The organism is Variovorax trehalosi (assembly GCF_051216415.1).
Classification (GTDB): domain Bacteria; phylum Pseudomonadota; class Gammaproteobacteria; order Burkholderiales; family Burkholderiaceae_C; genus Variovorax.
The window spans coordinates 81,152-99,289 of record NZ_JBPJZG010000005.1; the positions used below are offsets into that span (position 1 = coordinate 81,152).

The 18,138-nt window shown below is 63.4% G+C and carries 19 protein-coding genes; 6 read left to right on the forward strand and 13 right to left on the reverse strand.

Going from position 1 to position 18,138, the window contains the following annotated elements; translation table 11 throughout:
* Window positions 1–66: 66 nt before the first annotated feature.
* Window positions 67–1,476 (forward strand): DUF2130 domain-containing protein, encoded by a 1,410-nt coding sequence (locus tag ACSFA7_RS19265; RefSeq protein WP_435500872.1) that lies wholly within the window; start codon window positions 67–69, stop codon window positions 1,474–1,476.
* Between the two features lie 36 nt (window positions 1,477–1,512).
* Here ACSFA7_RS19265 and ACSFA7_RS19270 read toward each other — a convergent pair whose 3' ends face one another.
* The 6 genes from ACSFA7_RS19270 to ACSFA7_RS19295 form a co-directional block, all read right to left on the reverse strand.
* Window positions 1,513–1,995: a hypothetical protein gene (locus ACSFA7_RS19270; protein ID WP_435500873.1), complete on the reverse strand. Its 483-nt coding sequence runs from the start codon at window positions 1,993–1,995 to the stop codon at window positions 1,513–1,515.
* A 136-nt stretch (window positions 1,996–2,131) separates the two neighbouring features.
* Entirely contained in the window at window positions 2,132–2,842 is a 711-nt protein-coding gene (locus ACSFA7_RS19275; RefSeq protein WP_435500874.1) for a phytanoyl-CoA dioxygenase family protein, read from the reverse strand.
* Window positions 2,843–2,887: 45 nt separating this feature from the next.
* Entirely contained in the window at window positions 2,888–3,316 is a 429-nt protein-coding gene (locus ACSFA7_RS19280) for a VOC family protein (RefSeq protein ID WP_435500875.1), read from the reverse strand.
* Between the two features lie 118 nt (window positions 3,317–3,434).
* Window positions 3,435–3,815, reverse strand: coding sequence for a VOC family protein (locus tag ACSFA7_RS19285; protein ID WP_435500876.1), 381 nt, complete (start codon window positions 3,813–3,815; stop codon window positions 3,435–3,437).
* Between the two features lie 181 nt (window positions 3,816–3,996).
* Window positions 3,997–5,406 carry an alkaline phosphatase PhoX gene (locus tag ACSFA7_RS19290; RefSeq protein WP_435500877.1) on the reverse strand — a complete coding sequence of 470 codons (1,410 nt, stop codon included), beginning with the start codon at window positions 5,404–5,406 and terminating at the stop codon, window positions 3,997–3,999.
* Window positions 5,407–5,642: 236 nt separating this feature from the next.
* Entirely contained in the window at window positions 5,643–7,118 is a 1,476-nt protein-coding gene (locus ACSFA7_RS19295; protein WP_435500878.1) for an HD domain-containing phosphohydrolase, read from the reverse strand.
* 188 nt (window positions 7,119–7,306) lie between these two features.
* Between ACSFA7_RS19295 and ACSFA7_RS19300 the strand changes: the two genes are divergently transcribed.
* On the forward strand, window positions 7,307–7,894 hold the full coding sequence (locus ACSFA7_RS19300; protein ID WP_435500879.1) for a DUF308 domain-containing protein: 588 nt from the start codon (window positions 7,307–7,309) through the stop codon (window positions 7,892–7,894).
* 91 nt (window positions 7,895–7,985) lie between these two features.
* On the opposite strand, the gene ACSFA7_RS19305 is transcribed toward ACSFA7_RS19300, so the two are convergent.
* From ACSFA7_RS19305 to ACSFA7_RS19315, 3 genes are all read right to left on the reverse strand, one after another.
* Window positions 7,986–9,056 (reverse strand): hypothetical protein, encoded by a 1,071-nt coding sequence (locus tag ACSFA7_RS19305; protein ID WP_435500880.1) that lies wholly within the window; start codon window positions 9,054–9,056, stop codon window positions 7,986–7,988.
* 234 nt (window positions 9,057–9,290) lie between these two features.
* Window positions 9,291–9,998, reverse strand: a complete 708-nt coding sequence (locus ACSFA7_RS19310) for a hypothetical protein (RefSeq protein WP_435500881.1) — start codon at window positions 9,996–9,998, stop codon at window positions 9,291–9,293.
* On the reverse strand, window positions 9,995–10,345 hold the full coding sequence (locus tag ACSFA7_RS19315; RefSeq protein WP_435500882.1) for a hypothetical protein: 351 nt from the start codon (window positions 10,343–10,345) through the stop codon (window positions 9,995–9,997). The genes ACSFA7_RS19310 and ACSFA7_RS19315 overlap by 4 nt, the downstream gene beginning before the upstream one ends.
* 69 nt (window positions 10,346–10,414) lie before the next feature.
* Here ACSFA7_RS19315 and ACSFA7_RS19320 point away from each other — a divergent pair, with 69 nt between their 5' ends.
* Both ACSFA7_RS19320 and ACSFA7_RS19325 read left to right on the forward strand, forming a co-directional pair.
* A complete protein-coding gene (locus ACSFA7_RS19320; protein ID WP_435500883.1) occupies window positions 10,415–10,579 on the forward strand; it encodes a hypothetical protein in 165 nt (54 codons plus the stop codon).
* A 94-nt stretch (window positions 10,580–10,673) separates the two neighbouring features.
* Window positions 10,674–11,666, forward strand: a complete 993-nt coding sequence (locus ACSFA7_RS19325) for an OmpA family protein (RefSeq protein ID WP_435500884.1) — start codon at window positions 10,674–10,676, stop codon at window positions 11,664–11,666.
* Window positions 11,667–11,682: 16 nt separating this feature from the next.
* Here the strand turns inward: ACSFA7_RS19325 and ACSFA7_RS19330 are convergent, their stop codons facing one another.
* A complete protein-coding gene (locus tag ACSFA7_RS19330) occupies window positions 11,683–12,324 on the reverse strand; it encodes a hypothetical protein (RefSeq protein ID WP_435500885.1) in 642 nt (213 codons plus the stop codon).
* Window positions 12,325–12,370: 46 nt separating this feature from the next.
* Window positions 12,371–12,865, reverse strand: coding sequence for an Lrp/AsnC family transcriptional regulator (locus ACSFA7_RS19335; protein WP_435500886.1), 495 nt, complete (start codon window positions 12,863–12,865; stop codon window positions 12,371–12,373).
* Window positions 12,866–12,930: 65 nt separating this feature from the next.
* Here ACSFA7_RS19335 and ilvB point away from each other — a divergent pair, with 65 nt between their 5' ends.
* The gene (gene ilvB, locus ACSFA7_RS19340; protein WP_435500887.1) at window positions 12,931–14,718 is read left to right on the forward strand and encodes a biosynthetic-type acetolactate synthase large subunit; all 1,788 of its coding nucleotides are present in this window, start codon (window positions 12,931–12,933) and stop codon (window positions 14,716–14,718) included.
* 38 nt (window positions 14,719–14,756) lie between these two features.
* Here ilvB and ACSFA7_RS19345 read toward each other — a convergent pair whose 3' ends face one another.
* Entirely contained in the window at window positions 14,757–15,218 is a 462-nt protein-coding gene (locus ACSFA7_RS19345) for a GNAT family N-acetyltransferase (RefSeq protein ID WP_435500888.1), read from the reverse strand.
* A 250-nt stretch (window positions 15,219–15,468) separates the two neighbouring features.
* Here ACSFA7_RS19345 and ACSFA7_RS19350 point away from each other — a divergent pair, with 250 nt between their 5' ends.
* Window positions 15,469–16,452, forward strand: coding sequence for a hypothetical protein (locus ACSFA7_RS19350; RefSeq protein ID WP_435500889.1), 984 nt, complete (start codon window positions 15,469–15,471; stop codon window positions 16,450–16,452).
* A gap of 29 nt (window positions 16,453–16,481) precedes the next feature.
* Here the strand turns inward: ACSFA7_RS19350 and ACSFA7_RS19355 are convergent, their stop codons facing one another.
* Window positions 16,482–18,041, reverse strand: a complete 1,560-nt coding sequence (locus tag ACSFA7_RS19355; RefSeq protein WP_435500890.1) for a cation:proton antiporter — start codon at window positions 18,039–18,041, stop codon at window positions 16,482–16,484.
* Window positions 18,042–18,138: the final 97 nt, after the last annotated feature.

Consider the following 18,138-nt stretch of genomic DNA (forward strand, 5'->3'; position numbering starts at 1 on the left):
CCATGAAACGAATCGAGGCCAGCCACGCGCATGCAGGTTGCACCCCACACAAACGAGTAATCAGTCATGCATGAAATCATCTGCCCGCACTGCGGGAAAGCCTTCAAGATCGACGAGGCCGGGTACGCCGACATCCTGAAGCAGGTTCGCGACAGCGAGTTCGACAAGCAGCTGCACGAGCGGCTCGAGCTGGCCGCGCAGGACAAGCGCAACGCCGTCGAACTCGCCCAGGCCAAGGCCGCTGGCGAGATGCAAGCGGCTGCTGCAGCCAAGGACGCCGAGATACAGCAACTCAAAGCCAGCCTCGATGCCGGCGAGGTCGCGCGAAGGCTTGCCGTGAGCGAGGCCCTAAGCGCCGTGGAGAAAGAACGCGATGCGCTCGCCAACGAACTCGAACAAGCCAGGCAGGACAAGCGCGCTGCCGCCGAGCTGGCCCAGGCCAAGCACGCCAGCGAACTGGAGCGGGGCGCCGCCGCAAAGGATGCGGAGATCCAGACCCTGAAAGCCAAGCTCGACGCGATCGAGGTGGCGCAGCGGCTCGCGGTCACCGAGGCCGTGAGTGCGGTCGAGAAGGAGCGCGACGAACTCAAGAGCGGCCTTGGGCGAGCCGAACTCGAGAAACAGCTCGCCGAGAAGTCGCTCAAGGACAAGTACGAGACGCAGATCAAGGACCGCGACGACGCGATCGAGCGCCTGAGGGACATGAAGGCTCGCCTGTCCACCAAGATGGTCGGCGAGACCCTCGAGCAGCACTGCGAGACCGAGTTCAACCGCATCCGCGCGATGGCGTTCCCGAGGGCGTATTTCGAGAAGGACAACGACGCGCGCACCGGCAGCAAGGGCGACTACGTCTTTCGCGACGCGGACGAGGCGGGCACCGAGATCGTCTCGATCATGTTCGAGATGAAGAACGAGAGCGATCGCACCGCCACGAAGACCAGGAACGAAGATTTCCTGAGGGAGCTCGACAAGGACCGCATCGAGAAGGGCTGCGAATACGCGGTGCTGGTCTCCCTGCTGGAGCCCGACAGCGAGCTCTACAACACCGGCATCGTCGATGTGTTCCATCGCTATCCGAAGATGTACGTCGTGCGGCCGCAGTTCTTTCTTCCGATCATCACGCTGCTGCGCAACGCGGCGATGAACTCGCTCAAGTACAAGTCGGAGCTTGCGCTCGTCAAGGCGCAGAACATCGACGTGACCAGGTTCGAGACTCAACTCGAAACCTTCAAGGCCGCATTCGCAAGGAATTACGACCTTGCCGTCGGGCACTTCCAGAAAGCGATCGCAGAGATCGACAAATCGATCGACCATCTGCAAAAGACCAAGGAGGCGCTGCTCAGCACGGATCGCAACCTTCGCCTTGCGAACGACAAGGCGCAGGACGTGACCATCAAGAAGCTGACGCGGGGCAACCCGACGATGGCGGCCAAGTTCGCCGATCTCAAGAAGGATGGCCCTCCCGATGCGGAATGAGCCCTGTCATCCACGCCCCGGGGCGTGTCTCTTGTTTTACTTCTTGCGCCCCTGCTTGCTGAACCCCTCGTGGTCGGTGTGCGAGACCTTTTCGCCGGCCGAGCACTCGCTGCTGAACGTGACCTTCTGCGAGTCGCCGTAGTAGGTGGCGTACAGGTGCCACAACTGGCCGTCCAGGCCGAAGGTGATGTGCAGCTGGAAGTTGGAACCCCAGCGCGCGCTGCCCGTGCCGACTTTCTCGACCCACTGGTGCAGGCCCTTGACGACGATCACGTTGCGTACATCCGAATTCACATAGTCGCCCAGCCTGCTGGAGCCGGCGCCGCCCGGGCAGCAGTTCTGCGCGCCGGGACGCGCGAACAGCTCCCTCATCTTGGCTTCGTTGTTGTAGTCGTCGATCAGCATCTTGTCGTAGCTGCGACCCGGGTTCAGTCCCAGCAGTGCCGTGTTGTTCCAGGCCCTGTGATTCGTGTAATTCCGATAGAGCAGGCTCGTTCCATCGTGGAAAGTCAGGGACATCGCGACACTCCGGTGAGGCCGAAAGTCTGGATTCTTATCGTGTTCTTTTTGCGGATGAAGTCGTCCAAACAGTCTATGTCCAACTGCTCGCGCGCCTGACAGCCTGCCCGTCACGCGCAGGCTGTGCTTTCTGCTTTCAGATGGCCTTGGAGAAGAAGCAGCGAGTCGTCGCCATCATCCGCACGTTCTTCGTCGCGTTGACCGAGGGCGTGTGCAAGAGACGCAGGTCCATCAGGAAGACGTCGCCTGCGCGCCCGGACATCTCCACGATGCCGATGCCCAGCTGCTGAAGACTGCGATCCATGTTGTCCCCGGGTGCCTTCAGCACTTCCCGCAGTCGAGAGGCCGAAGGCCACCCCGGCGTGCCGGCGCGATGCGACCCGGCCAGTGCCAAGGTTGCGCCACCATGGGGCGCCACGTCGTCGATCAGGAAGAAGGCCTGGATTCCCGGCAGCGGGTCCTCTGGCCCTGCCGCAATGTCGACATGCCAGTTCAATCCCTCGAGCGTCCAGGTTCCTTGGCTGGGCGGCGACAGCAGCAGCTGCGTTTGCTGGATGGCAGACGGCGCGCGCCCGCCCAGCCGGATGACGCACTCGATGAGGTCCGGCGTCACCAGTGCCTCATGCACGCCCGGGACCTTCACGAGCGCGGACAGCTTGCCGATCTGCTGGAAGAGAGGGAGCCTTTGCAGCGAACCCGACAGGCTCTTTCCGCCGGGCAACGCCTTCAGCCGCTTGAGCTCGTCAAGCAACTTCTGCCTGATGCCCGCCACCTGCTTCTTCGGATGGAAGCCTTCCAGCCGCAGATACCCTTTGTCGATGAAGAAGTCGGTTGGGGGTGATTTCATTGCTTGAAGCTTTCGAGTCAGCGACGAACTCGCTCAGCCGGGTTCTCAAAACGCAATCCGCACCGAAGCCGCACTCCGGTCGGACTCGCCATGAAACACCGCCTCGATGTTGTTGCCATCCGGGTCCAGCACAAACGCCGCGTAGTAACCAGGGTGATAGGGACGTTCACCCGGTGCGCCGTTGTCCCTTCCACCATGCGCCAGTGCAGCCCGGTGGAAGGCATCGACCATGGCCCGGTCTTGCGCCTGGAACGCGATGTGATGGCGTCCGGTCAGTTCCCCCCGCACCTCCTCGCTGTCGGGCGTCGACACGAACAACTCATCGGCCCAGAAGTTGCGCTCGTCGGAGCCACCCATGGGGATCTTCAGCACGTCGAAGACGGCAGCGTAGAAGGTCTTGCTGGCGGCCAGGTCGCGAACGACCAATCCGATGTGGTCGATCAGGCGGCCGCGATGCAGTTCTTTTTTCTTCATCAAACGCTCCTGGCAGGTGAGGTCGGAGCGACGGAATTTATCAGGGCCTTCCTCGTGGCAGGACCGAACATTCCCTGTGACAGGAGGCCGCCTTGCGGCAATCAAGACGCATCTGCGCCTACCCGATGTCTTCGTGAATGCAGAGGTAGTTCCCCTCGGTGTCCTTGAACCACGCCGCCTTCTCCGAGCCGAGCACGCAGACGTGGTCGACGGTCTTCAGCTCGGGGTAGTCGTAGTCCTCGAACACCACGCCGGCGCGCTTCAGGTTCGCGATGCTGGCGGCGATGTCGTCGACCCGGAAGCTGATCGCCGTGTGGTCGGCCTTGGTTCCCTCCGGCTTCGGGAACAGCGACAGCGTGCTGCCGCCCACCGCATAGACGAATTTGCCGTCGGGCCGAAGGCCTCCGGGTTTCAGGCCCAAACAACCCTCGTAGAAGGCGCGGGCGCGGTCCATGTCCTTGACGGGGAGCATGGTCGTGACAGACGAGTCGGACAACATGGGAGGTCCTTTCGTACAAGTCGGCACAGCGGTGGTTGCTGGGGCCATCACCTTGGCTGGTCGGCCGGAATTCAGCTTACGCCGACTACCGCAGCTGCGCCATATGGCCAATTGCATCGGCCGCAGGATCGACCGTTGATCGGTCTTCCCGCGCCGTGCCGACGTTTGGCCTCGCCTCGCCTTACTTCGCCGCCGAGGGCAGCGTGATCTCGAAGGTGATGCCGCCTTTTCCGGTGCCGCGCTGCGAGCTGAAGTACAGCCGCTTGCCGTCGGGCGACAGGGCGGGGCCGACAACCTCACTGTCGTCGTGGCCGACCAGACGCACGAGCGGCTGGGAGGTGCCCGATTCCATCCGCAGCACGCCGATCTCCAGGTTGCCCGCGTCTTCCGCCACCAGGATGTCGCCGAGGGCCGAGATCGTGAGGTTGTCTGGTTCGTCGATCGAATGCGTGGCGGCGTCCTTGTTCATGCCGTCGTAGATCGCCTCGAGCGTCTGGTTCTGCGTGTCGTAGGCCCAGATGTGTGCGTTGTAGGAGGTCACGAAATACACGATGCCGTTGAAGAACCAGATGCCTTCGGCCTTCCTGAAGGCTGCGCCGGGCGGCGTGAGGCCCGCGGTGCGCATGCTCGTGCGCACCCCAGCCTGCGGCTTGTCGGGATTGACGACATCGAGCCATTCCACCGGCAGGGGTTGGCCGAAGTCCTTCGGGTACGGCTTGGCCGGATCGGCCAGATCGATGTCGCTCGCGATGTCCTTGACCTTGAGCACCTGCAGCTTGCCGGACTTCATGTCGGCGCGGCTGGCGCCTTCTGGCCAGTCGCTTGCATCGCAGACGAAGCGATAGACCCGGCCGCCGGATGCGTCCTCGGTCAGGTAGAGCGTCTTGTGAACGGGGTCCACGCACACGGCCTCGTGCGCGTAGAGGCCCAGCGCCGGCAGGCTCGGGGCGCTGCTCGCATCGACCCAGGGCTTGGCGGGATCGCATTCCCACACCATGCCGCTGGAATGCTCCTCGCACGACAGCCAGGTGTTCCACGGCGTGGGGCCGCCCGCGCAGTTCGTCGAGGTGTCTTTCAGGATCGGGTACGAATCGACCACCGTGCCGTTGGCGTCGAAGCGCAATGCGCCCACGCCGCCGCCCTTGCTGCCGATTTCCGAATTGCTTACGTAGATCCATCCGCCGTTGTCGGTGGCGTAGCAGGCGCCGCCGTCGGGTGAGCCATGCCATGTATAGCTGCCTGCCGCGACGGCACCCGATTGCGCGACGATGCGCGAGGTGAAGCCCGTGGGCAGCATCACGCCGTTGGCATCGGCTGGCTGCAGCGCCGAGAACTCAGCGAAGGGGCTCTTCCTGACGACGGGCGGCTCGACCGGGGGCGGCGCGGGAGGTGCCGGGGCGGGGGCAGGTGCGGGCGGCACACCGGCGATCGGCGGGAAGGCAACGCCGTTGCTGCCGCCACCGCCGCAGGCAGCGAGAAAGGCCGGGAGCGTGACCACACCCGCGGTGGCGAAGCTCTGCCGCAGGAAGGCGCGGCGTTGGGGAAGATCGAGCGGGATGGTGGGGAAGGGCGTGTTTTTTGTGGTTTTCATCGTTTGGTCAGGTCGTACTCAGGTTGAGTGACTGCGCGATTCTTCAGCGCTGGCATGAAGAGTTCGTGACGATGAAAATTTGCGTGGCGGAGCGTGAGCGATCCCGGTTGCGAGATCCTTCAACCCCGGCGCGAACCGCATCCTGGCTGCATTTGCGAGCGAAATGCGAAGCAAGGGCTGGACGCGCTGCGTACGGTTCGCGCTCGCACACCCACATGGCAGTCAGAGCTGCCTTGTCAGATGAGCCCTCTGGTCGCCGCCTTCAACGTTGCGGCCGCACGGGTTGAACATTCGAGCTTGAGGAACACGCGTTCGACATGCGTGCGCACCGTGCGCGGACTGATGCCCAGTGCGCGAGCGACTTCCTTGGTGTTCTCGCCCTTGCTGATGCAGCGCAGAACCTCCAGCTCGCGCTCTGACAGAGCCTGCTCGCCACTCTTCGGCGCTACGGGCTTCGAGGGCGCATGCGACATCGCACAGGCGAGCAGCGCATCCACAACGTTCGGATCGAAGCGACCCGCTTCGACGTCTTCCTTCATGCAGCCCAGCGCCTCTGCTTCGGTGAATTCCACCCGCCACGGACGGCGCGTGCGAAGGGAAACCCAGCGCTCGGCCGCGGCGACGAATTGCGCCTCCGGCGGCATCGCCGTGCCAGACCGGCCGCGGAAATAGCCCGAGCCATCGCGCCGTTCGAAAGCGAAGGACGCGATCTCCGCTTCGGCCGCGAGCCCGTCGATCTGCCCGGCGGCGCGGGATGTCCAGTACGGCACGAGCCGCAGGCGCTCGAGCGACCCGGCCGGCAGCGGCTCGGGCGCGTTCCAGATCGCGTTGGGCACCGACGCCCGCCCGATGCCGTGGATCAGCCCGGCCTTGTATGTGCGGTGGCATGAGGCCTCGTCCAAACCGGCACGCGCGCTGCCATCGCACGCCAGTTGAGCTACGCGGCGCGAGTAGCCCGTCATCCAGGGAAGCTTGAGGTCGATCACGTCGCCCACGAGCTCCAACCCGACGCGCTGAAGCATCGAGGCGGGCTGGTCGGCCACGTCGGTCCACGGCGGGGTGGGCGCGTCCAGCGCCTTCATCCACGTCGCGACCCACGGTGCGCAGGCGTCGACCAGCGCGCCGGGGTAGACGCTGTTCGCGCGTCCGCGAGCGAGCGTGAGCGCTTCGTCGAGCCCGTAGAGGCGGCTGAAGATTTCGAGATCGCTCGCCAGCGCCACGACGTACGTCGCGAGCGGCACGTCGTCGCCTTGCAGGAGGCCGGGCACGCCGCCGCCGTCGTAGGTCTCGAAGATGGCGCGCAGCGCCGCTTCGGTATCGGCGCTCAGGCCCAGCGTGTTCGCGATGTCGCCGGCGATCTCGCAATGGATATCGGCCATGGCGAGCATTGCGCTGGGGATGGGCGCGCTGCGAGGCTGCTGCTGCTTGGCTCGCGGCTTCTGCGATGCAAGAAGAGCTTGCCGGCCCTGCACGTCGTCATCCAGGAAATCCGCGAACTCCTGGGCATTGGCCGTGCAACCGGACCAGCGCAGCAGCGCGACGTGCCGGGCGGCTTCGACCTGCGACGCATCGGCGCGGGCCTGCGTCGCGATCATTCCCGCGAGCCACGCGGTGCGCAGCGAATGGTCGGTCGGCTGGCCCATGCTCAGGTCGCCGATGAAGGCGAGCGCACGGACAGCGTCGAAGACGGCGATGGTCGAGTCGTCGGACATGAGGGAGAGAAGAGGGGGCAGAGGCAAAAGCCCAGCATCGCACAGTCTTTCGGGGCTTGTCGGTCATTCGACCGATACCGCGGCAGGAGCGGTCCCAACAGAATTGCCTGCACCCGCCTCGCTCGAGGGGCGACGACCTTCTTTCTTTCTTTTTTTCTTTACATCTCGCGGTCTTTGCCGCCATTGCCATGTCCAACATCAACCCATCTCCACTTCAGCGAGCCGCGTGGCTGCGCAAGCTCTACTTCATTCGCGCCGCCTTTTCCTTCGCATGGGTCGCGCTCGCCTTCACCGTCGCCAAGGGGTCGCCCGTCGTCGCGAGCGGGCTGCTGATCGTCTACCCCGCGTGGGATGCGCTGGCCAACTGGGTGGACGCGCGGATGACGGGGGGCGCGAAGGCCAACCCCACGCAGGTGCTGAACTTCTGGATGAGCGCGCTGGTCACTGTGGCCGTGGCGGTTTCGCTGGGGCTCAAGTTGCAGATCATTCTGGTGATCTTCGGGCTGTGGGCGATCGTTGCCGGGCTGCTTCAGCTGGCGACTGCCATTCGTCGGCGCAAGAGCGATAAGGGGCAGTGGGTGATGATGCTGAGCGGGGCGCAGTCGGCGCTGGCTGGCGGGTTCTTTGTGGCGCAGCAGGGGAGTGCGGCGCCTGTGGTGCAGACGTTTGCGGGGTATGCGGCGGTGGGGGCCGTCTACTTCCTGATATCGGGGCTCGTCATTCTGCTTCGGAAGTCCAAAGGCAGGGCCGGTGGCTTTGTTTCCGAGAAGGGTTGATGCCGATGTCCGGTTTGTGCCTTGCCAGGAACGTTGGATGCGCTTCCGATGCTTGAGGGAAGATTCGCATCGGAGTAAGCGGGCAGCCAAGCTACGGCGCAGGCGTGCAGCTTAGTCGTGCTACCCCGGTGTAGCGCGCGCGTGAGGGGAGCATGACGGCGATGTATTCGACTGCAATCATCTTGGTGCCGTAGATCTCGCCATCACCCAGCATCAAGGAGACGGACCATCTGCCAGTTGCGTTGTCCGTGCTGAAGGCCGACTGCCATGACAACGACGAGTTGAGTGGGTGGTTGCCGGTACTGAGAGGCACCGTACCTGCCCCATCGCCAGCCATGACTTTGATTGCGCCGGTGATGTCAGCCGTACCGCGGTTAAAACTGATGGTGGCAGAACCGGTCGCTGTGCCGTTGAGGGGGGCGTCGCTCGGGCCACTGTCCAGATGGCTTGGAGTTGTGAAGGCGCCGGTGTTACAGATGAGCGCGCCGTCCCACGGGATATACGGAACCGCATTAAACGCGAGGTAGTGGTACGTACGCTTGTAGTCGCCCGTGAGAACATATTTCTTGTCGGGCCCCAGTGTGGCGGTGCCGGCTACCCAGCGCCCGATCGCGAAGCTCGCATCGCCGTTGATGTTCTGTGTTGCGCCGTTGCCCATGAGGGTGGCGTCATTCAGACGCACCATCGCGCCGTTGGTGGTCTGCTCACTTTGCGTTAGGGGCTTGAAAAGAACCCCGGTGTCAAAGGCATCTGGGCCAGAGGCAACCAATAGATAGCGCGCAGGGCTGCCGTCGGATGCGCTCCAGCTGCCGACATAGCGCTCGGGGTCGCCGCCTGGCACGAATCGCGTTGATACCGAACCGGAGTCGGCGATGGCGCCACCCATTTGGGCTCGCTCCGAGAGGGCATCCAAGCCCTGTCCGCGCAGGGTAGCTATGCCACCGGATGAATCTGCTTGTGCGGTCGACAGCCCTTGAATTCCGGACACATCTTGCAGTTCCGCTTTTGCGGTTGCGACTGGAGGAGCCGCGGCTGGCTCACTGATCGACTGCGACTGCCCTGTCGGCAAACCGATGGAGCTTTCTCCTCCACCACCCCCGCCACAAGACGCAAGAGCAACCATCAGCAGCGCCGCAGCTGCTCTGCAAGCAGATTTGTTCATCCCTCACTCCAACAATTTTTTGAATGTTGTTCGTTGACGCCGACTTTTTCAAGGAAAGCAGCTTTCCAAGAACGTCGGTTTCCGCGCGGCATTCTGCACGATGCGGGCTAAAGCTCTGTGTCGAGCTGCTGTGCAACTGGTCGGTAATCCTCGCGAAGTACGCCGGTTGCTCAGATCGGCGTTACCTCGAAGTACGTCCCACCGGGTGGGGCGTGAACGACAGGGACATTCACTTTAGAAAGAGACAGTTCCGGCATTACTGGGCCTGCCAGTATTGCGACGCTTCCATATGAAGCTGTCCGCCAAATAATGATGAAAATTCAAAACAAGGTGTGCGATAAGAATGGTGGGAAACCCCAGCCAAAGAAGATTTTTACCAACCTTGTCGGCAATGACGTAAAAAATGGCCCCGAAGATCGAGCACGTCAGGAAAAATATTGCGGGGCGCTTCAGAGTTTCAATCCATGAATTTCGATGCGCCGGAGTGCTTTTCGATTCAATGCCCATGCTGCTGATCTTGATATCACGCTGCTGTTGGCGGTAGACAAATATCAGGTACTGAACATTGTGCCAAACGTTTACCACCAGCCAACTAAGAGTGATGTCGCTGATCAGGATGTAGCTGACCAGCGAAATCAGCAAATGGGAAAGTACAAAACTGTTAAAGAGACTGTTTGCCTGCTCTGTGTCTTTGTAGCGCCACAGACGTACGAGCCAAAGCAATATACCGATGACGGACGCAATTCCTATCGCAAAGGATAGTTCTTGCAAAACAGGAGGAAGCCAGATCGGGTATTCCAGAAAGCTATTGGGTGCCTGTGCGCTGCGATGCAAATATTCCCACACAGGAAAAATATAGGCCAAAAAATAAGGCAACGCTTGATAAGGTGCCTGTAGTCGACGGTCGTAGCGTTTTGCTATTCCATAACTCTGGCGAGTCACGTGAAACGCCTGGAGCACAAAATAGAGGGCCAGCAGACCGGTGCCTCATATGCAAGGGCAATAACTGTTAGGCCAATTGCTATTAAAGCTGGCGCGACAAAAATCAAAAACCAATGAATTCGAATACTCGATGGGGTTGCACGAATACGTGAGTAGGTTGCAACGATATGGGGATTGGCGAACAGCCATATATCAATATAAAGAACAGCCAGCATCATGGGCGCAGACAGCGATGCCAGGGCCCCGGCCGATAGAGCTACGAACAGATTGATAAAAATAAGCCAATGCTCTTCGCTTGCCACTGCGGCGCTGGCATTTTTGGGTGCAGTCTGCGCCCGAGTTGTCATGTCACGACGATCGGAGTAGGCGGCGGAGGAGGCGAGCCAAGAGGTGCCGGTTTGGCTGGTACCGTAAATATGGAGCGAGGTCGCCTCATGTGCGCCGCCGCCGCAGACGTCAAGGCGGAGGCGGGCGCACACGGCCTGTCGGACAAGGTGTTGGCACTGGGTCCGCAAGGCTGGTACGTGCGCGGCAGCTTCGAGGACCACGCGTCGTCGTTGCTCGGCGGCTCGCCGCGCTGACAGAGCGAACAGGCGGCATAGGCCGTCCGTCGAATGCCCAGCGGCGTGCGCACTCTCTAGCATTCGCAGCGTTGCCGCTCTTCTCGACGCTTCAATGAAAAAGCTCGCTTTCGTCGCCGCTGCGGCCCTGCTCGGCCTGGTCGCCTTCGCCGCCGCACCGCCCGAGAAAGACCACCCCCTCGTCGGCCGCTACGAAGGCGCGGTGCTCGACGGCACCAAGGTCATGGCCTACGACGAGGTCGGCCTCATCAAGGAGCCGTTCCAGAACTGGGGCGGTGGCAAGCCCGATCTGCTGAAGCTCGAGGGCAAGATCTCGCTCTATCACTACAAGCTGCCCGCCGGCCGGTCGCTGCTCGAAGTGCAGCGCAACTATGAGGCGAGCCTGAGGGCCAAGGGCTTCGATGTGCTCTTCACCTGTGGCACCGCCAACGCCACCTGCTACCAGAAGCGCCCCAACAGCGTGGACACGAACACGCCCTACGACTTTGCGCTCGCGTTCGACGACCCGGAGTGGCCGCGCCTGGGCAAGAGCGGCGACTACGTGCGCAACTACTTTTCAGTCAGCGGGCGCTATTTGCTCGCGAAGAAGACCGGCCCCACCGGCACCGTGTACGCGAGCATCGCGCTGGCCGAGCACAACGCCGATGTCGGCAACCACGCCTTCGTGCGCGTGGTGGAAGCCAAGGCGATGGAGGGCGACAAGATCGTGTTCGTCGATGCCTCGGCCATGCAGAAGAGCCTGGCCGAGACGGGGCGCATCAACCTCTACGGCATCCTGTTCGACCTGGACAAGGACGTGATCCGCCCCGAGTCGCAGCCCACGCTCGACGAGATGACCAAGCTCATGCGCAACAACCCGCCGCTCAAGCTCTCGGTGGTGGGGCACACCGATGCGCAGGGCGAAGCCAAGCACAACGACGATCTTTCCAAGCGCCGCGCGGTCGCGGTGATCGGCGTGCTGGTGAAGGCGGGCGTGGACCCGCGCCGCTTCACCACGCGCGGCGCCGGTGCGGCCGAGCCGGTGGCGCCGAATGACAACGAGGCGGGGCGTGCGAAGAACCGTCGGGTGGAGCTGGTGCGGCTCTGATCCGGTTGGAATGAGCTCAGCCCTTCAACACCGCAAACTTCGTGGACCAGTTGCCCGGCGCGGTATCGACCAGCGCGTTCAGGTGCGCCTGCAGGCGGCCGGCGATGTCTGTCAGCGTCGTGCCCTCGGCCAGCGGTTCGTTGCCGCTGATGACGTCGATCCATTCGTCGGCGTCTTCGGTGCCGGCTTCTTCGGGCACTTCCCATCCGCCCGCTGCGCCGAGCAGATAGCGCAGGTGGTACTCGATGGCGAAGCCGGGCTCGACCGTGCCTTCGCGGCGCACGCGCGCGAGGCTTGCGATGGCCGCGGCCAGCGCTTCGGTGCTGAAGGTGCGGCTTTCCTCTTTGGTCGCAAGCTCGGAGCCTTCGACGGCGTAGCCCGCGAGCTCGCGCCAGTAGGCCTCGTCGTGCGTGCCGTCGCGCTGCGTCATGTGCTGGCTGGCGAAGCGCGCCGCGATGTCGATGTCGGCGATCAGGGGCGATAGCACCAGGTCGCTGCTGAAGTCGAAGCCGAAGAAGTACATGGTGCCGTCGAGCGTCACCGCCTCGATGGCACCGACGTGTCCCTTGCGTTCGGCAAGGGGCGTGGGAACGGCGGGGCCGGTCTCGACGGTGGCGGCCGGGGCCGGCGGCTTTTTCTTCTTGAAGAAATCGAACATCCGAAGATCCTTTGGGGGAGTTCAGGTCAACGCGATGCTCGCACCTTCAGATGACGGGCACGCTGGTTTCCTTGAGCACCCGCAGCACGAAGTGCGATTTGCTGTGGCGGATGCCGGGGATCTTGTAGAGCTTTTCGCGCAGCAGCCGCTCGTAGTCGCGCGTGTCGCGCACCGCGATGCGGATGTAGTAGTCGTAGTCGCCCGAGACGAGGTACGCCTCCTGGATCTCGGGAATGGTCGCGAGCACGCGGCCGAAGTCGTAGAGGGTCTCGTCGGTGTGGCTCTCGAGCGTGACCTGCACGATCACCGAGTCGTGATAGCCGAGCTTGGCCGGATCGACGTCGACGGTGTAGCGCTTGATGACGCCCTGCGCCTCGAGCTTCTTGATGCGCGTCCAGCAACTGGTGGGCGAGAGGCCTACCTCGTTGCCGATCTCCTGCAGGGTCTTGCGCGAGTCGAGCAGCAGCACGCGGAGGATGGCCATGTCGATCTTGTCGAAAGATCCTTCTTCGGAAGTCGCTGTTTTCCGATTGATTTTCATAAATTGGACCCAATGAGCCAAAAGAAAGAAGCAAATTCTGCCTGAGGAACGGAAGAATTGACGGCATGAGATTGCTCGACATACCCCTCACGTCTTCCTTGTCCCTTCACCCCGAAGCCGCACCGCGTGTGCGCAACGGGGCGGAGGCCCTGCTCGATACGCTGGTGGAGTGCGGCGTCGACACCATCTTCGGCTACCCCGGCGGCGCCGCGCTGCCGCTGTACGACGCGCTGCACGGCGAACCGCGCCTGCGCCATGTGCTGGTGCGCCACGAGCAGGCCGCGGTGCATGCGGCCGAGGGCTATGCGCGCAGCACGGGGCGGGTCGGCGTGGTGCTGGTCACCTCGGGGCCGGGGGTGGGCAACACGATCACGGGGCTGCTCGACGCCATGAGCGATTCGGTGCCGGTGCTGTGCATCAGCGGGCAGGTGGCGACGGCGGTGATCGGCACACAGGCCTTTCAGGAGAGCGATGCGCTGGGCATGTCGCGCTCGGTGACCAAGTGGAACCAGCAGGTGCGCGCGGCGGACGACGTGCCGGCGCTGGTGCGGCGCGCGCTCGAAATTGCATCGACGGGCCGGCCGGGGCCGGTGCTGCTCGATGTGCCGAAGGACATCCAGTTGATGCGCCTGGCTCATGGCGGGGTTTCGACGCCGCTGCGCCCCTTGCGTGCGAGCAGGGCGGCGCTGCCGCCGAAGGCGATGTTGCAGCGCGCGGCCGACTTGCTCTCGACCGCGCGGCGTCCGGTGCTCTATGGCGGCGGTGGGCTCATCAACTCGGGGCCTGCTGCGTGCGAAGCCTTCACGCAACTGGTGAACCGCCTGCACGCGCCCTGCACGCTGACGCTGATGGGGCTCGGCGCCTTCCCCGCGTCCGACCCGAAGTTCATCGGCATGCTCGGCATGCACGGCAACCTGGAAGCGAACCTCGCGATGCACGAGGCCGACCTGGTGGTGTGCGTCGGCGCGCGCTTCGACGACCGCGTGACCGGCAAGCTCGACGAGTTCTGCCCGCATGCGCGGAAGATCCACATCGACATCGACCCGACGAGCATCAACAAGATCGTGCAGGTCGATGTGCCGATGGTGGGGGACTGCGCCGCGATCCTCGATGCGGTGCTGGCGCTGCTGCCCGCCGGGGGCTTTGCGCCCGAGCGGCTGGCGCCGTGGTGGGAGCGCATCGAGCGCTGGCGCGCGGAAGAGTGCCTCAAGTTCGAGCCGCGCGCGGATGCGATCCTGCCGCAGCAGCTCGTGTCGTCGCTGCAGCAGGCCATTGGCCGCAGCGGGCGCGATGCGATCGTCTCGACCGATGTGGGCCAGCACCAGATGTGGGCTGCGCAGTACCTGCGCTTCGACAGTCCACGCCATTGGCTCACCTCGGGCGGCGCGGGCACGATGGGCTACGGCTTGCCCGCCGTCATCGGCGCGCAGATCGGCCACCCCGATGCGCTGTGCGTGTGCGTGAGCGGCGATGCCTCGGTGCTCATGAACATCCAGGAGCTGTCGACCGCGGTGCAGCACCGCACGCCGGTGAAGCTGGTGCTGTGCAACAACGGCTACATGGGCATGGTGCGGCAGTGGCAGGAACTGAACCACGGCAACCGCCTGAGCCACAGCTGGAACGAGGCGCTGCCGGATTTCGTGGCACTGGCGAAGGCGTTTGGCTGGGGGGCGCGGCGGGTGACGGAGCCGGCCGAGCTTGAAGATGCGCTGGCCGAGTGCCTGGCGAGCGAGGGTCCGTTCTTTCTCGACGTGCAGGTCGCGGCGCAGGAGAACTGCTTTCCGATGATGCCGTCGGGGCACGGGCACCACCGGGTGATGCTGGCGAAGGACCGGTGGTACGAGGAGGGTTGAGGCGTCGCGTCGCGTCGGCTGAAGGGGGGCGATATCGCCTATGAAGCTTCCCCCGGGAAGCGGTGATACATGAAGTACTGATCGTCCTGCTTCCAGCCTCTCTCTTCGTACAACCTCTGGGCAGACGGGTTGTCGCGCGCGACGTTCAGCGTCACGCGGGCCGACCCGAGCGACCAGGCGTATGACTCGATGACCGAGAGCAAACGGGAGGCAACGCCCTTGCGCCGACCCGCCTCATGGACGAACAGGTCATTGACGATGAAGACGCGTGAGAGCGAGACGGACGAGAAGCTTGGATAAAGCTGCGCGAAGCCGAGCGGCACTTCGTTCTCGTGGCAGATGAAGATCACCGATTCCCCGTGATCGAACCTCTCTCGGAGGAACGAGCGCGCGGCGGGCACATCGCTTGTCTTGCCCTGGAACTGCCGGTATTGATCGAAGAGCGTGGCGAGCTCTTCCAGGTCGGCCAGGACTGCTTGGCGGATGGACGTTGAGTTCATATCGTGGAGTGGAGGGAAATGCGAGAGCCCGGGGTGTGAGGCGCGAAGCGTGATCGAGCATCGAGGCGATTTCTTCACTCCGGCGATGTGGGCGAATTCTGCACCTGTGACCAACTGCAAGGCCGACCGAAACAGAGCTTTAACCCACGTCGTGCAGAATGCCGCGCGGAAACCGACGTTCTTGGAAAAGCACCTTCCTTGAAAAGTCGCCGGCAACGAAAAATATTCACAAGAATTGTTGGAGTGAGGGATGAACAAACTTGCTTGCAGAGCAGTCGTGACGCTGCTGATGACTGCTCTTGCGTCTTGCGGCGGAGGTGGTGGGGGAGAAAGCGCCATGGGCTTGCCGCAGTCACGGTCGATCAGTGAGCCGGGCGCGACTTCGGCCGTGGCCGCAAAAGCGGAATTGCAAGACCCGTCCGGTATTCAAGGGTTGTCAGCCACACAAGCAGACTCATTGGGTGGCGTAGCCGCCCTGCACGGAGAGGGCCTGGACGTCCTCTCAGCGAGAGCCCAGGCGGTAATTCCCAGCCAAACCTTGCCGTCCCTTTTGGCTCCGCAGCCCGGCTCTACGGCTGCAGTAGGGAAGATAGGTGAAGGCCTTTACGAGCACTATATCGGTGGCCTTTTTCGTAACGGCTACGGCTTTGTCGGATCCGATGGAACGGTCGCCCTCCGATCCAGCGATTTCGACGCAGTTTTCGGGTCCATCACCATGACAACTGTGAATTGGACATACAACCCCGATGCACATATTGTCTATGCCTCGGGCTTTGGCCCGGAGCGGGTCACGGGCTCCGGTACCTTTACGCCGAACTCGTCGATGCAAGGCAATTGGGAAGGGGCCATCCCGTCGATCTACAGCGCTTCAAACGCCCTTGCAGTTTCGCAATCAAGTGTTGCTGGAATCTGGGTCGGCGAAGACATCTACTTTAGTGCATCGATCACGGTCGACGAAAAGGGGGCATTCAAAGGGACGACGACAGGTAGATCCACCGCTCAATGCGACATCTCGGGGGCGATCGAGCAATTCCAGCCTGGCACGGCCAAGAACATGTTCAAGGTCTCCGTAAGAATTCCCTATAGCCCTTATTGCAATTTGGGGTATGCATACACCGGCCTTGGCGGCATCTATCAATTTGCTGACGGGAGATACACGGTTCGCTGGCTGCGCTTGCTGGTCCGCGGCCACGGCCGTGAATGGTTTCCCCTCAACTTGAAGAGGCAGTCGTGACTGTTCGGGCAAACGCCTCTGCGAGGGCACTACACGCTCTGTAGCCGCACGTCGTTTGCAGGAATGGCATTGAGCTCAGCCCAATCCATCTCCTCTTCGAGCCGGTGGTAGGTGTCGTCCTCGATCTGTCCGCTCTCGCGCAGCGCCTCCAACGCCTGCCGCTGCGCGCGAATGGCCGTGGTGCGCAGGCGGTCGTGCGCAGTCTGGGCTTGCGGCTGGCTCTCGTCGGTTGCGATGGTTCGCGCGGCACGGTATTCGTCGCGCACCGCATCGGCTTCGTCGCCGCGCTCGGACTCCAGCGCGGAGAGCGCCGCATCCATCATCGCGATGCGCGCGAGCGAGACTTCCTGATCCTGTGAGGCGTCCGGCTCGATCTTCAGCGCCTTGATCAGCGGCCCGATGGTGAAGCCCTGGATCACCAGCGTGCCGAGCACGACGGCGAACGCACTCAGCACGATGAGGTCGCGCCCCGGAAAATCCGCCGGCAGCGCAAAGGCCGTGGCCATGGTGACCAGCCCGCGCATGCCCGACCAGCCGACCAGGAAGCCGATGCGCTTGGACGGAATCGACACGCCCTTGGGTTTGAGGCCCAGCCGGTGCTTCACCGTGCGCATCACCGCCCCGTAGAACATCACCCACACGACCCGCACGGCAATGACCAGCGCGAGCACGAGGCCCGCGAACTGCAGCGCGTGCGTGAGCGCGGGGCCGGAGAGCCGGTCGAGAATGCCGCGCGCCTGCAGCCCCATCAAAAAGAACGCCAGCACGTTGAGCGTGAACACCACCGCGCCCCACACCGCATACGACTGCACGCGGTCCCGCGGTGCGCTGCGGCTCGGTGCGTACTGGCCCAGCTTCATGCCGAAGGCGACCACCGAGATGATCGGCGACAGGTGCAGCCGCTCGGCCACGATCCACGCGGCAAAGGTCATCACGAACTGGAAGATGATGGCCGAGCGCGTGCCCGCGAAGAGCGGGCTCACGAAGTGCAGGTAGATCTTGCCGAGCAGGATGCCGACCACCGCGCCGCCCGGCACCGCCACCAGCAGCATCGGCAGCGAGCTCGCAATGGGCTGGTGCGCAGCGCCCGCGGCCGACACCGCCACGCCGAACACCAGCAGCGCGACCGCATCGTTGAGCAGGCTCTCGCCGTTGATGAGCGACAGCGTGCGCCGCGGAATGCGGAATTGCTGCATCACCGCCGCCGCGGCCACCGCATCGGGCGGCGCGACGATGGCGCCGAGCGTGATGGCCGCGGCAATCGGCAGCCCCGCGAAGGCCCAGCCGGCCCATGCCACCACGGCGGTGGTCAGCAGCACGGCCACCAGCACCAGCGAGACCAGCGGCATCCAGTTGCGTCGCAGTTCGCGCGGCGAGGTGTCGAAAGCCGAGTCGAGGAGGGCTGGTGCGATGAAGAGCGCGAGCGCCAGGTGCGGGTCGAAGTGGATGTGCGGCACCCACGGCATTGCGCCGAGCCCGACGCCGGCCAGCGCCAGCAGCGATGGGTAGGGCAGCGCGAGGCGGCGCGAGAGCTGCAAGAGCAGGCATGCCGCGACCAGCATGAGAAGGACGTTTTCGAAGATGTCCATGAGGGCTCCTCAGGTCTTCATGTTGTTCGGCGAATACTAAGAGGAGCCTGCGGGTCGAGGAGAGGAGGAGAAGGTTGTTGGCTGGTTCAGGACAGGT

What these genes read in the sequence shown, in the direction of transcription:
- ACSFA7_RS19265 (WP_435500872.1), top strand. Translation starts at nt 67, where the DNA reads ATGCATGAAATCATCTGCCCGCACTGCGGGAAAGCCTTCAAGATCGAC.
- ACSFA7_RS19270 (WP_435500873.1), bottom strand. Translation starts at nt 1,995, where the DNA reads ATGTCCCTGACTTTCCACGATGGAACGAGCCTGCTCTATCGGAATTAC.
- ACSFA7_RS19275 (WP_435500874.1), bottom strand. Translation starts at nt 2,842, where the DNA reads ATGAAATCACCCCCAACCGACTTCTTCATCGACAAAGGGTATCTGCGG.
- ACSFA7_RS19280 (WP_435500875.1), bottom strand. Translation starts at nt 3,316, where the DNA reads ATGAAGAAAAAAGAACTGCATCGCGGCCGCCTGATCGACCACATCGGA.
- ACSFA7_RS19285 (WP_435500876.1), bottom strand. Translation starts at nt 3,815, where the DNA reads ATGTTGTCCGACTCGTCTGTCACGACCATGCTCCCCGTCAAGGACATG.
- ACSFA7_RS19290 (WP_435500877.1), bottom strand. Translation starts at nt 5,406, where the DNA reads ATGAAAACCACAAAAAACACGCCCTTCCCCACCATCCCGCTCGATCTT.
- ACSFA7_RS19295 (WP_435500878.1), bottom strand. Translation starts at nt 7,118, where the DNA reads ATGTCCGACGACTCGACCATCGCCGTCTTCGACGCTGTCCGTGCGCTC.
- ACSFA7_RS19300 (WP_435500879.1), top strand. Translation starts at nt 7,307, where the DNA reads ATGTCCAACATCAACCCATCTCCACTTCAGCGAGCCGCGTGGCTGCGC.
- ACSFA7_RS19305 (WP_435500880.1), bottom strand. Translation starts at nt 9,056, where the DNA reads ATGAACAAATCTGCTTGCAGAGCAGCTGCGGCGCTGCTGATGGTTGCT.
- ACSFA7_RS19315 (WP_435500882.1), bottom strand. Translation starts at nt 10,345, where the DNA reads ATGACAACTCGGGCGCAGACTGCACCCAAAAATGCCAGCGCCGCAGTG.
- ACSFA7_RS19320 (WP_435500883.1), top strand. Translation starts at nt 10,415, where the DNA reads ATGGAGCGAGGTCGCCTCATGTGCGCCGCCGCCGCAGACGTCAAGGCG.
- ACSFA7_RS19325 (WP_435500884.1), top strand. Translation starts at nt 10,674, where the DNA reads ATGAAAAAGCTCGCTTTCGTCGCCGCTGCGGCCCTGCTCGGCCTGGTC.
- ACSFA7_RS19330 (WP_435500885.1), bottom strand. Translation starts at nt 12,324, where the DNA reads ATGTTCGATTTCTTCAAGAAGAAAAAGCCGCCGGCCCCGGCCGCCACC.
- ACSFA7_RS19335 (WP_435500886.1), bottom strand. Translation starts at nt 12,865, where the DNA reads ATGAAAATCAATCGGAAAACAGCGACTTCCGAAGAAGGATCTTTCGAC.
- ilvB (WP_435500887.1), top strand. Translation starts at nt 12,931, where the DNA reads ATGAGATTGCTCGACATACCCCTCACGTCTTCCTTGTCCCTTCACCCC.
- ACSFA7_RS19345 (WP_435500888.1), bottom strand. Translation starts at nt 15,218, where the DNA reads ATGAACTCAACGTCCATCCGCCAAGCAGTCCTGGCCGACCTGGAAGAG.
- ACSFA7_RS19350 (WP_435500889.1), top strand. Translation starts at nt 15,469, where the DNA reads ATGAACAAACTTGCTTGCAGAGCAGTCGTGACGCTGCTGATGACTGCT.
- ACSFA7_RS19355 (WP_435500890.1), bottom strand. Translation starts at nt 18,041, where the DNA reads ATGGACATCTTCGAAAACGTCCTTCTCATGCTGGTCGCGGCATGCCTG.